Here is an 11,285-nt window from a genome sequence, read left to right as displayed (position 1 = left end):
GCTGCCACTGAGCGTCGGTCAGGTCGTGCCGCCTCGTCACCGCTAAGGTGGCCACGAGGTCTCCGGTATGAAGTTCTAGCTTGGTCGCAGAACCATCTACCGGAGACCTCTTCAGTTGTCGATCACCGCCACGCCGGGACCTTCACCGGCCACCACGACTTATGAAACACGCCTTAGCCCAGATACGAGCGAGCGCCGTGCCCGGAGAGCACGGTGAGCACCTCTTCCGGGTCTCCCCCGGCGACCGCCTCGAACAACCGCTCATGCCGGTGGACACCGTCCAGCGGCTGCGCCAGTTCCGCCTCCCGGCGCAGGTTGATCGCCATGTAGAGCTGAAGCTTCACCAGGATCGAGCCGTACACAGCGGAAAGCTGACGGTTACCGGCGAGCGCCACAAGCGCGACGTGGAACTCCCGGTGTGACTCGGCGACCGCCATCCGGTCGCCGGCCCGGGTCGCCTCCCTCAACTGGTCCAGCGTCGCCCGCAGTCCGGCGAGGTCACTCTCCCTGGCGACCGGGATCCCCGCCCGTACCGAGAAGCGTTCCAGCACGTCACGCAGCTCGTACAGTTCCCGCACGTCGCGGTCCGACAGGGTGGCGACCCGAACACCGCGTCGGGGCACGTGCTCGACCAGCCCCTGCTGGGCCAGCAGCCGCAGCGCCTCCCGCAACGGAGCCCGGCTGATCCCCAACCGCCGGGTCAACTGCTCCTCCACCAGGCGCTCGCCCGGGTCGCTCTTGCCGCTGAGGATTTCCCGGGTCAGCCGAGAGACGGCGAGGTCAACCAGGCTGACGCTCTCCAGCTCACCATCCACCGTCGATGCGGCCACGTCGTCCACGCCGATGAGTCTGCCACCTGCCGCCGGACGACCCGCGTGTGCGCGCCCCCGGCGGGACCGGGTCGCCTACGCCTCCACCCGCAAACGTGACCACGACGTCAGGCGACGCAGAACTCGTTGCCCTCGGGGTCGAGCATGACGACGTGCCCGAGAACATCGCCGTAGCACTCCTCACGGACCACGGTCGCGCCGGCGGCAACCAGTTCGGGCACCCTCTGCCGGATCAGCCGGGCGCGCTCGACCATGTCGCCGGGGTCAGGCCCGGCCACCCGGATGTCGATGTGCATGCGGTTCTTGGCGGACTTGCCTTCGGGGACCTTCAGGAAGCCGATGGCCGGGCCCCGACCGTCCGGGTCGACGATGGACGCGTTGTCGGGCTCGTCGAAACCGGGTTCCTTGACATAACCGAGGGCCAACGCCCAGAAGGCAGCGATCCGTTGGGGATCATCGGCGTCGCATCCCAGAGTCCAGAGAGTGGCCATCGAGCCAACGTACGCGAGGTGTGACACCGTGTCACCAGCAGGCCGGGGCGGCGTCGGCGCGGGTACGACGGTGGCTCAGTGGCCGCGGAACGCCTCCTCCAACCACCACGAGCCGCGCGCGGCACTGACCTTGGCGTCGATCACCAGCGGTCGGGTACGGGGACCAGCGAGCCAGTGGCGTACCGGTTCGAGGTCGTCGACGGTCCGGACGGTCAACCCGTCGCAGCCGTAGCCACCGGCGATCGCGGCCAGGTCGGTCTCGGGGAAGGTGACCGTCTGCAAGGGGTGCCCGTCCGGGCCGAAGTGGTGCACCTCCGCTCCGTACGCCGCGTCGTCGTAGATCACCACGAGCAGGGGTAGCGCCAGCCGGACGGCGGTGACCAGTTCGGTGGCGGACATGACGAAGCCACCGTCGCCGACCGCGGCGACGGTGAGCCGGTCCGGGCGGGCGACCGCCGCGCCGAGCGCACTGGCCAGCCCGAGCCCGACCGACTGGAACGCCTGGGTGAAACAGAATCCGGCCACGTCCGGCACGTCGAGCCACATCGACGGGTAGCCCATGAAGTTGCCGGAGTCGACCACCACCGTCCGGTCGGCCGGCAGCAGGTCGTCCAGGGCGGTCGAGAGCGTCCTCGGGTCGATCGTCGCCGGAGCGCCGGGCCGCGCCGGCGCGCTCTCGTCCCGGTACGGGACGGTCCGCCACCGGCCGTGGTCGCGGATCCGCCGTGCCAGCTCCGGCGTACGCCACCCGCCGGTGGTCGCGCCCGCGGGCCCGGTGGGGTCGACGCTCAGGCGAGCGAGCAGCGCCTCGGCGACAGTGGACACTCCACCGGCCACCGTCAGGTCGACCGGACGGTTCACTCCGAACGCGCTCGGGTCGCGGTCGACCTGGACGACGACGGCGGCGGGCGGGATCAGTTCGCCGTGCCGGGTGGTCCACATGTTCAGCGTGCTGCCCCAGGCGACGACCAGATCCGCCCCGCCGATCAGCTCGGCGGTGAGCGGGGTGGCGAAGCCGCCGGCCACGTCGAGGTTCCACGGGTTCCCGGCGAACAACCCCTTCGCCGCGGCGGAGACCGCGAGCAACGCGCCGCACGCGTCGGCGAGCCGGATCAGCGGTTCCCGGGCCGAGCGGGCGCCCCGACCGGCGATGAAGACCGGTCGGCGGGCGGCCTGGAGCGCGGCCAGCAACGGCTCGACGTGCGGGGCGCTGACCGGGGTCGGCGCGGCCGCGGGGACCGGGCCGGACCACGGTTCGGTCACGGCTTGCTGCACCTCCAACGGGAGGCCCAGCACCACTGTCGCGCCCCGGGCGGCGGCCCGGTAGGCCGCGCCCGCGTCCTCGGCCGCGTGCGTCGCGCGTACCCGGTGGAAGTCGGCCCCGACCGCGGCGGCGAGTGCCGGCAGGTCGATGAAGAAGTTCGACCGCGGCGCGGTCGCCTCCGGGGCCAGGACCACCATCGGGGTACGGCTCTTCGCCGCCTCGGTGAGGCCGGTCAGCGCGTTGGTGACGCCGGGGCCCTGGTGCACCGAGAGCAGCCCCACCGTCCCGGCGGTGCGGGCGTACCCGTCTGCCATGCTTGCCGCGCCGCCCTCGTGGGCCGCCGCCACGAACCGGGCCCCGGCCGCGACGAGCGCGTTCGTGACATGGAAGTTGCCACTGCCGACCACCCCGAAGACGTGCCGTGCGCCGTGTCCGTACAGGACCCGCCCGACCACCTCGGCTACCCGCATCGGTGGTCCGGCCTACCGTTCGACCAGCGCGAGGACCCGGCACGGGCTGCCCGACCCGGAGACGATGGGCAGCGGCCCGGCGATCACCACCGCGCCGGTCGCCGGCAACTGCGCCAGGTTACGGAGCTGCGTCAGGCCGTACTTGTCCTGACCCAGCAGGAACGAGTGGCACGGGAACGGCGGGTCGAACGAGTGCGCGGCGCCCGCGTCGGTGCCGACCGTCTCCACCCCGACGCCCTGGATCGGCGACTCCTCGGCCAGCCAGCGGGCGCACTCCACGGAGATGCCCGGGGTACGCCCAGCGTTGGCGTACCGCTCCGGGTCGTCGCCGTACGCGTCCCAGCCGGTGCGGTAGAGCAGCCAGCCACCGCTGGGCAGGGCGCCGTGTTCCGCCTCCCATGCCTTGACGTGCTCGACCTCGAGCAGGAAGTCGGGATTCTCGGCGGCGTCGGCGGCGTGGTCGATCACCACCGCCGGGGCGATCATCTGGCTCACCGGAACCTGCGACACGTCCGCGCCCTGTTGACCGCTGACCCAGTGCACCGGGGCGTCGAAGTGGGTGCCGGTGTGCTCTCCGGTGGAGAAGTTGTTCCAGTACCAGGCCGGACCTCTGTCGTCGTACCGGCTGATCTCGCTGAGTTGAAACGGCCAGGTCTGGCCGAACTGCTCGGGCAGACCCAGGATCGGGGTCTGGTCCGAGAGCGGAGCGGTGAGGTCGACAACCTGGATCCGGCCGCTGGAGAGAGCGGCGACAAACTCCTGCAGCACCGTCATGCGGCGACGGTACACCGCTCACACTCCAGACAGGACCGACGCTCGGGGCGGTCACTCGGTGGATGGGCAGGTACGTGTCCGCCGCCTGAACGTCCTCGGTCGCCGGCCGCCGACATGGCACGATGGCCGTGTCCTGCGCCGCCGGTGGCCGGGCGCGACACTGATGGAGTCTGGATGTCGGAGCTGGCCGGCCCGCCGGTGCCAGGGTTGGCGAAACTGTGGACGCACGACCCGGTCACCGCCGGCCCGTATCGCCTGGTCGGGCGGTTGGGCGCGGGCGGGCAGGGGGTCGTCTATCTCGGCGAGGACGACGCCGGTGACCGGGTCGCGGTCAAGATGGTCAACGTCGATCTGAGTGATCCACGGGCGCGGTCGCAGTTCGTCAAGGAGATCGCCGCCGCCCGCCGGGTCGCTCCGTTCTGCACCGCGCAGGTGCTCTTCGCGGAGGTGGACGGCGAGCGACCGTACGTGGTCAGTGAGTTCATCGAGGGTCTGACGCTGCATCGGCACGTCCGCGAGCGTGGTCCGGTGACCGGCAACGCCCTGCACCGGCTCGCGGTCGGCACCGTCACGGCGCTCGCGGCGATCCACAGTGCCGGGGTGGTGCACTGCGATCTGAAGCCGGACAACGTGGTGCTGGGGGAGGACGGCCCTCGGGTGATCGACTTCGGTATCGCGCGGGCGTTGGGCAACACCGAGACCGCCTCCAGCCGGGTCATGGGGACCACCGCGTACATGGCACCGGAGCGGTTCCGCAACGACGCGATCGGTCCACCCTGCGACGTCTTCGCCTGGGCGGCCACGATCGCCTTCGCCGCCGGTGGTCGGCCGCCTTTCGGCAACGACTCGCTCTTCGCCGTGATGCACCGGGTGCTGAACGATCCGCCTGACCTCCCGGCGTTGCCTCCCGTCCTGGACGAGCTGATCCGGGAGTGCCTGGCCAAGGATCCGGCGGACCGGCCGGTTGCCGAGCGCGTGTTGGTGCGGTTGCTCCGGCAGGACGGCAGGGTCACCGCGCCGCTAGGTCGGGAGAGCCTGCTCGAGGTCGGCAACGAGACCGCGGGCGCACCGACGCCGGATCACCCGCTCCCCCAGGTCACGCCGACGGCACCGCAACCGGGCGCGACGCAGCCGCAGGGACCGGCCCGGCCGACGGTGCCGACCCAGACCCGACCGGCTCAGCCGGCGCACCAGTTGGCGCAGACCCAGCCGGCGCACCTGTCGCCGACGGAACCCGGCGTCGGTGCTGGAGGTGACGGCGCGTTGCGGCGGCTGCGTCGTGAGGCCCCTGACGCCTGGGGGATCTCGACCGCGCTCTTCCTCGGTTCGGTTGGTGCCGCCGCCGGCTACGTCGCGTCGAGCGCGGTGGGCCCGGCCGCCGCGACCGGGGCGGTGGCCTTCGTCGTGGTCTACCTGGTTCGGCTGCTGGTCGCGACGGCAGTCGGGGGACGCTCCGACCGCGGGTGACGGGTGCACCGGGGTCGAGCTCCCCGACTGGCGTCCGATCGATAGGTTGACTGCCACCAGCCGCCCGCCGAGGAGGACGTCCCGATGGCCCCACCCGCTACGCGTACGCGGCAGTGGTTGCCCTACACCGCCGCCGTCACCGCCGGGCTTGTGGTCATCGCCGGGGCGTTCGTGTTCGTCCGACAGCGCGACATGAGCAACGACTGCGCCACCATCCTCCAGGTCAACTCCTCGACGGAGAAGGCGGCTCTGCTGGTCGACCTGGCCGAGCACTACAACCGCAGCGACCGGTCGATCAAGGGCGGTGGCTGCGCCCAGGTGCACGTCAGCGCGTTGAACTCGGGCAAGGCCACCGAGGCGCTGGCCACCGGCTGGACCCACATCGGCCTGCCGCAACCCCAGGTCTGGCTGCCGACGTCGAGCCTGTGGACGGGCCAGCTCCGGCTGCTCGACGAAGCGGCCGGGCGGGAGTTGCAGACTCCGGACCACTACCCGTCGATCGCCAACAGCCCGCTGGTGATCGCGATGCCGCAACCCAAGGCCGAACTGGTACGCAAGCGCGGGTCGCTGGGATGGGGTGAGATCCTGGGCCTCTCCGGGCGGGACGGCTGGGCGGACTTCGGCAAGCCGGAGTGGGGTCGCTTCACCTTCGGCAAGGACAACCCGAACCTGTCCACCTCCGGGCTGGCGGCGACCATCGCCACCTACTACGCGGCGGTGCAACGGGCCAGTGACCTGACCGAGTCCGACCTGGCCGGCCCGGCGGTCACGCAGTTCGTCCGCCGGATCGAGGCGAACGTGTCGCACTACAGCGACGATTCGGTGGACCTGCTGCGCAGCCTCGCCGAGGCGGACCTGACCGGCGGCGCGGGCAGCACGGACGACATGAGCGCCATCGTCCTGCAGGAGGAGTTGGTGGACCTCTACAACACGGGCGCGCTGAGCCCTCGGCTGGAAGGACAGGAGCGGGGCCGCCGGCCGAACGTCCCGCTGGTCGCCATCCACCCCAAGGAGGGCACGTTCAACCTGGACCACCCGTTCGTGGTGCTGCCCTCCGCCGACGAGCGGCAGCGCGCGGCGGCGGAGGACTTCCAGAAGTTCCTGACCGAGGACGCCCAGCAGGAGAGGTTCGCCCGCCTCGGCTTCCGGGACCACGAGCGCCGCGCCTCGGCGGAGTTGCTTGCCAGCGTCGGCGCCGAGCCCACCGGAGGGTTGAACTACTTCGAGCCACCGGACCCGCAGGTGGTGAGCGCGATGCTGGACGGCTGGCGCACGCTCCGCAAGAAGGCGAACATCCTGATCGCCCTGGACACCTCGGGGTCCATGCTGGCGAAGGTCGGCACACGGACTCGTTTCCAGGTGGCCTCGGCGGCGGCGGGCAAGGGCCTCGCCCTGCTCAACACCGAAGACCGGGTGGGGCTCTGGTCGTTCTCCTCGGAGACACAGCAGCAGCCGAAGAGCCCGTATCGGCAGGAGGTCCCTCTCGGCGGGTTCGATCAGAAGCGGATCAACAGCAAGATCGCCGGCCTGCAGGTCGCGGGCAGCACTGCGCTCTACGCGACGATCCGGGCCGCACACAAAGAACTGCTCGACCGGTACGACCCGCAGCGGATCAACGCGATCGTGGTGCTGACCGACGGCAAGAACGAGTACATCAAGGACAACGACCTGGCCCGGTTGCTCGCCGAGGTCGCCCTGGACCCGAAGCGGCCGGTGAAGGTGTTCTGCATCGCCTTCGACCGGGAGTCGGACTTCGCCACCCTGGACCGGATCGCCAAGGCGTCGTCGGGCAAGGCCTTCGACGCCACCGATCCCACCAAGATCGACGAGGCGTTCGTGAAGCTGGTCAGCAGCTTCTGACACTCCCCCGGGCCGGCACGCCCCCGGCTGGCTCTGGGTCGACAGGCCGGGTGGGGCAGGCGGAGCGCCTGTCCCCACCCGACTGTGCCGTCAGACCAGTCGGCGACGGACCCACCAGAGGGAGACCAGGGACAGCACGATGAGATCTCGGACGACCACCCGTCGAGCCCCGTCCAGACCCGGGGACGGAGGCAGCGAACGACCGCCACCGGGCACCGGGCCGGCAGGCCAACTGGCAACACCAGGCGTAGTGATCTGCGGTCAGGCGACGGAAACGCGGTTGCCTACCTCATCGCTGCCGAGGCTTGGGCTCCCGTGCGCTTAGTCATGACGTTCGATGCGGTGCGCACAGGCACTCATGACATCAGTCAGGCCCGCCCGCCGTAGACGGCGGCGCCCATCGGCTTGTCGACGTCGAGGTCCGCCACCGCGGCGACCCGGGCGATCATCATGTACTGCCCGATCACCATCAGGAGCTCGACCACCTCGCGCGGGGAGAGCAGCCCGGTCAGCGCGGTGGTGGTGTCGTCGGGCGGGCGGACGTCACGCACGACGTCGGTCGTGAAGCACAGGACGATCCGTTGCTCCGACGTGAAACAGTCGTCCCCGATCTCGTCGCGCCCGAGCGCGTGGATCATCTCGTCCGTGGCCCCGACGGAGCGGGCGATGGGCTCGTGCTGAACCCACTCGTATGTCACGTTGCTCAACTGAGCGACTCGCAGGATCGCGATCTCGCGGAGCAGTGGGTCGAGGGCGAGGTCCTTGAGCAGCGTGCCGCCCCAGCGCATCCAGTCAGGAAACGCCGTCTCGGCGTGGGCCATGACGCGGAAGAAGCCCAGAGGAAGCGCGGCCTGCAGCGTCTCGCGGACCGGCGCCGGAGCGTCGGCGGGGTTCACGTACGGCAAGCGACTCATGTTTCCCCTTGTACGGAGTAAATCGGGTTAAACAGACCATATCCAATCCCGATTGCGCCCGCCGCAGTTCCGTTCCGGGAACCCGGCGACGGTGCGGCGATGAGAACCCACGCGAGGAGGGTGCGGGCGGCCGGCCGTACCCCCGCTGACGCTCGTCGATGTTGCGAAGCCGATCCAGACGTGCTGGAATGGCTCATATCGCCGCAGCGCGGGGGCAACCGCGCTGGGAACGGCCAGCACGGGAGCATCGCAGCGCCGGCAGCGCGCCGCCTCGGCGCACGCTCGCCTGGCGGATCGCCGGGCCACCTCTACGACGACGGGCGCTTTGCCGGGCAATCATCCTCGCCCGCCGTAGGTAACCCCTGGCACGTGTCCCCCACGGCTGACGCGCTCGACGCCTGACCCGCCGGGGGCGTCCGATTCGGCCTGCCAGCACCAGAACCGGCGACGAGGTGAGAAGCAACAATGATTTCCCGAGAGAACTTCGCGGGTTGGTACCGGAACCGCTTCGTGTGGGTAGCGGTGATCCTGCTGGTGGTGTCGGCCGGCGCTGTCGTACTGGTCAACCGGGCCGACCCGGAGGCGAAGCCGGCGGATCTGCAGTCGCAGATCATCGCCCGAATGCGCACCACGCTCGAGAAGGCGGACCCGGGGCAGCACAACCACGCCGGCCACGGGGCCCAGCAGGCGGCCACCGCGGAGAAGGCGGCGGTGATCTGCGGGGTCCGCGTCTACGGTTACGAGCCGACCGGGGCCACCGCGCTCGCCGACGTGCAGACCGTCTACGGCTTCCACCTCTGCGGGGTCGCCGAGAAGCAGCGCCCCTGGGACGTGGCGGTCAAACTGGCCGGCCCAGTGATCATGGACGTGTCCACCACGCCTCCGGGCATCCAGGTGGTCGAGGCGACCGCTGACGTCATGTTCATCGACCGACTGCGGCAGATGTTCCCGCCCAAGTACGCCGAACCGGCGACAAGGGAAGCGCTGACCGAGTCGGAGATGGCCGACCTTCGCCGTCGGTACGACGCCGCAGCCGGCCTCTGAGCACGCTGGGCGGCCGGTCGCGTGGGCGTGTCCCGCACCGGATCCGAACCGGGCGGCTGCGGACACCCCGGTCAGCTCGATCCACATCCGACCATAGATAGATAAGCATTGATATCTAAGTCGATAGATGCAACAGTTGGTTTGGGAGCGTTCCCATTCTGAGTTGCAGTCCCGAAGAGCGGAGGATGAACAGTGCGTTCACTCAAGTCCGATCGATCCGGCGGACGATCCCGGTCACCAGTCCGTCGGTCCCTGCGAGCATTCGTCATGGTGTTCGCCATCGTGGCCGGCATGCTGCCCTTCACCGGGGCAGCCCAGGCCCACGGCACGATCATCAACCCGATGAGCCGCGCCTACCAGTGCTGGAAAACGTGGGGCAACCAGCACATGAACCCCGCGATGCAGCAGCAGGACCCCATGTGTTGGCGGGCGTTCCAGGCCAACCCCGACACCATGTGGAACTGGATGAGCCAGTTGCGGGACGGCCTCGGCGGCCAGTACCAGGCTCGTACCCCGGACGGCCAGCTGTGCAGCAACGCCCTGTCCAGGAACGACAGCGTGAACCAGCCGGGGGCGTGGAAGACGACCACCGTCAGCCGCAACCTCACGGTCCAGCTGTACGACCAGGCCAGCCACGGCGCTGACTACTTCCAGGTCTACGTCACCAAGCAGGGGTTCAACCCGTCCACCCAGAAGCTCGGATGGGGCAACCTCGACCTGATCACGACGACCGGGCGCTACGCGCCGGCGCAGAACATCTCGTTCAACGTCTCGCTCCCGTCACGCAGCGGGAACCACATCCTGTTCGTGCTCTGGCGGGCATCGCACCTGGACCAGACCTACATGTGGTGCAGCGACATCAACGTCACCTGATCGGCACGACCGAAGTTAGAAGTTGATCCGGTTCAGGGCGCCAACGCCCTGAGCCGGATCGCTCTTTCGGCCCTGTCGGGTGTGGTTGATCGCCGCACGTCGACCGCACCGTGCAGAAGGTGCGAAAGTTGAAGGAAAGGCCGAATCCCGACAGATGCTGCGGATCGCCTCTACATAGGCTCTGAGCAGGGAATTCATCCCTGCACCGTCGCCGGAAACGGCGTCGGATTCCACCGAGGAGTCCGACGGTGCATCTGATCAAGGAAGTGCCCCTCATGCACCGTTCGCTTCGCCGAGGGCTGCTCGCAGCCGCCACAATGATTGTCGTCAGCATCGGGATCACCGCGACGCCGGTCACCGCCGCCCCACCAAGTCACAGCACCGCAGCGAGCATCCCGACTCGCGGCCTGCCCTCATTGGGCACCGGGACCTGCACCCTGCTGTGGGACCTGCTGAACGCCGGAGGCCGAAACGGGCTCGTCGCCATCGGTCTCACCGACGGTCAGCACCTGATCAAGTTCGCCGCCAACCGCCCGGCCCTGGCCTGCACCATCGGCCCGGTCGACCTGCCCGGCAGCGAAGCGCTCATCGGCATCGACTTTCGCGTCCAGGACGGAACGCTCTACGGCGTCGGCAACAGCGGCGGCATCTACGAGCTGAACACGCGCACCGCGGCGGCCACGAAGGTCAGCCAGCTGACCGTCGCGCTGAGCGGCACGTCGTTCGGCGTTGATTTCAACCCCGCCGCCGACCGACTCCGGATCATCAGCGACACCGGGCAGAACCTGCGCCACAACATCAACCCCGGCGGCACGACCCTTGTCGACGGCCCTCTCACCTACCCGCCCAGCACCGCCGCCGTCGGTGTCACCGGTGCGGCGTACACCAACAACGACCTGAACCCCGCCACCGCTACCACCCTGTTCGACATCGACACCACCCTCGACCAGGTTGTCCTGCAATCCCCCGCGAACTCGGGGCAACTGGCCGCCACCGGCGCACTGGGGGTGAACGCGAACCTCCAAGCAGGCTTCGACATCCACAGCCCGCTGAGTGGAGACCGCGCCGTGGCCAACAACGCCTACGCCGTCCTCAACGGCGTCGGCGGCTCCCGGCTGTACCGGGTCGACCTCCTCACCGGAGCGGCTCAGACGACAGGCGTGTTCAACGGGCACGTGGTCCTCGACCTCGCCCTGCTCCTGCGGCAGTGACCATCGGGTGGGGTGCCGGGCCGCACCCCACCCGCACGCGTCCACCCTCAGGTTCGCACCGCCTCGCCGACCTGTGTGACCGGCAAC

At 69.7% G+C, this 11,285-nt stretch carries 10 protein-coding genes; 5 read left to right on the top strand and 5 right to left on the bottom strand.

The features are described 5' to 3' along the window. Positions 1-173 precede the first annotated feature (173 nt). The 4 genes from ACIBEF_RS11930 to ACIBEF_RS11915 form a co-directional block, all read right to left on the bottom strand. Positions 174-839 carry a GntR family transcriptional regulator gene (locus ACIBEF_RS11930; protein WP_124853711.1) on the bottom strand — a complete coding sequence of 222 codons (666 nt, stop codon included), beginning with the start codon at positions 837-839 and terminating at the stop codon, positions 174-176. 98 nt (positions 840-937) lie between these two features. After that, complete coding sequence (locus ACIBEF_RS11925) at positions 938-1,321, bottom strand: VOC family protein (RefSeq protein WP_396793394.1); 384 nt, start codon at positions 1,319-1,321, stop codon at positions 938-940. A gap of 75 nt (positions 1,322-1,396) precedes the next feature. Continuing rightward, positions 1,397-3,055: a thiamine pyrophosphate-binding protein gene (locus ACIBEF_RS11920; RefSeq protein WP_396793392.1), complete on the bottom strand. Its 1,659-nt coding sequence runs from the start codon at positions 3,053-3,055 to the stop codon at positions 1,397-1,399. A gap of 12 nt (positions 3,056-3,067) precedes the next feature. Further along, positions 3,068-3,829, bottom strand: a complete 762-nt coding sequence (locus tag ACIBEF_RS11915; RefSeq protein ID WP_396793391.1) for a cyclase family protein — start codon at positions 3,827-3,829, stop codon at positions 3,068-3,070. Positions 3,830-4,003: 174 nt separating this feature from the next. Here ACIBEF_RS11915 and ACIBEF_RS11910 point away from each other — a divergent pair, with 174 nt between their 5' ends. Continuing rightward, positions 4,004-5,296: a protein kinase gene (locus ACIBEF_RS11910; RefSeq protein WP_396793389.1), complete on the top strand. Its 1,293-nt coding sequence runs from the start codon at positions 4,004-4,006 to the stop codon at positions 5,294-5,296. An 84-nt stretch (positions 5,297-5,380) separates the two neighbouring features. Then, the gene (locus ACIBEF_RS11905; protein WP_396793387.1) at positions 5,381-7,156 is read left to right on the top strand and encodes an extracellular solute-binding protein; all 1,776 of its coding nucleotides are present in this window, start codon (positions 5,381-5,383) and stop codon (positions 7,154-7,156) included. Between the two features lie 368 nt (positions 7,157-7,524). On the opposite strand, the gene ACIBEF_RS11900 is transcribed toward ACIBEF_RS11905, so the two are convergent. Beyond that, positions 7,525-8,070, bottom strand: a complete 546-nt coding sequence (locus tag ACIBEF_RS11900) for a carboxymuconolactone decarboxylase family protein (RefSeq protein WP_396793386.1) — start codon at positions 8,068-8,070, stop codon at positions 7,525-7,527. A gap of 465 nt (positions 8,071-8,535) precedes the next feature. Between ACIBEF_RS11900 and ACIBEF_RS11895 the strand changes: the two genes are divergently transcribed. The 3 genes from ACIBEF_RS11895 (at position 8,536) to ACIBEF_RS11885 (ending at position 11,198) form a co-directional block, all read left to right on the top strand. After that, complete coding sequence (locus ACIBEF_RS11895) at positions 8,536-9,114, top strand: hypothetical protein (protein ID WP_355006390.1); 579 nt, start codon at positions 8,536-8,538, stop codon at positions 9,112-9,114. Between the two features lie 267 nt (positions 9,115-9,381). Further along, a complete protein-coding gene (locus ACIBEF_RS11890) occupies positions 9,382-9,987 on the top strand; it encodes a lytic polysaccharide monooxygenase (RefSeq protein WP_091405127.1) in 606 nt (201 codons plus the stop codon). Between the two features lie 275 nt (positions 9,988-10,262). Continuing rightward, positions 10,263-11,198: a DUF4394 domain-containing protein gene (locus ACIBEF_RS11885; RefSeq protein WP_396793383.1), complete on the top strand. Its 936-nt coding sequence runs from the start codon at positions 10,263-10,265 to the stop codon at positions 11,196-11,198. The last annotated feature ends 87 nt before the right edge of the window (positions 11,199-11,285 follow it).

The organism is Micromonospora sp. NPDC050795, from assembly GCF_044456785.1.
In the GTDB taxonomy this organism is placed as follows: Bacteria; Actinomycetota; Actinomycetes; order Mycobacteriales; family Micromonosporaceae; genus Micromonospora.
The sequence above is the reverse complement of the archived record's forward strand: the minus strand, read 5'-3'. Positions and strand labels throughout refer to the sequence as shown.

Excerpts from the sequence above, each read along its gene's own strand:
- ACIBEF_RS11920 (WP_396793392.1), bottom strand. The coding sequence starts at position 3,055 with ATGCGGGTAGCCGAGGTGGTCGGGCGGGTCCTGTACGGACACGGCGCA.
- ACIBEF_RS11915 (WP_396793391.1), bottom strand. The coding sequence starts at position 3,829 with ATGACGGTGCTGCAGGAGTTTGTCGCCGCTCTCTCCAGCGGCCGGATC.
- ACIBEF_RS11890 (WP_091405127.1), top strand. The coding sequence starts at position 9,382 with ATGGTGTTCGCCATCGTGGCCGGCATGCTGCCCTTCACCGGGGCAGCC.
- ACIBEF_RS11910 (WP_396793389.1), top strand. The coding sequence starts at position 4,004 with ATGTCGGAGCTGGCCGGCCCGCCGGTGCCAGGGTTGGCGAAACTGTGG.
- ACIBEF_RS11885 (WP_396793383.1), top strand. The coding sequence starts at position 10,263 with ATGCACCGTTCGCTTCGCCGAGGGCTGCTCGCAGCCGCCACAATGATT.
- ACIBEF_RS11895 (WP_355006390.1), top strand. The coding sequence starts at position 8,536 with ATGATTTCCCGAGAGAACTTCGCGGGTTGGTACCGGAACCGCTTCGTG.
- ACIBEF_RS11905 (WP_396793387.1), top strand. The coding sequence starts at position 5,381 with ATGGCCCCACCCGCTACGCGTACGCGGCAGTGGTTGCCCTACACCGCC.
- ACIBEF_RS11900 (WP_396793386.1), bottom strand. The coding sequence starts at position 8,070 with ATGAGTCGCTTGCCGTACGTGAACCCCGCCGACGCTCCGGCGCCGGTC.
- ACIBEF_RS11925 (WP_396793394.1), bottom strand. The coding sequence starts at position 1,321 with ATGGCCACTCTCTGGACTCTGGGATGCGACGCCGATGATCCCCAACGG.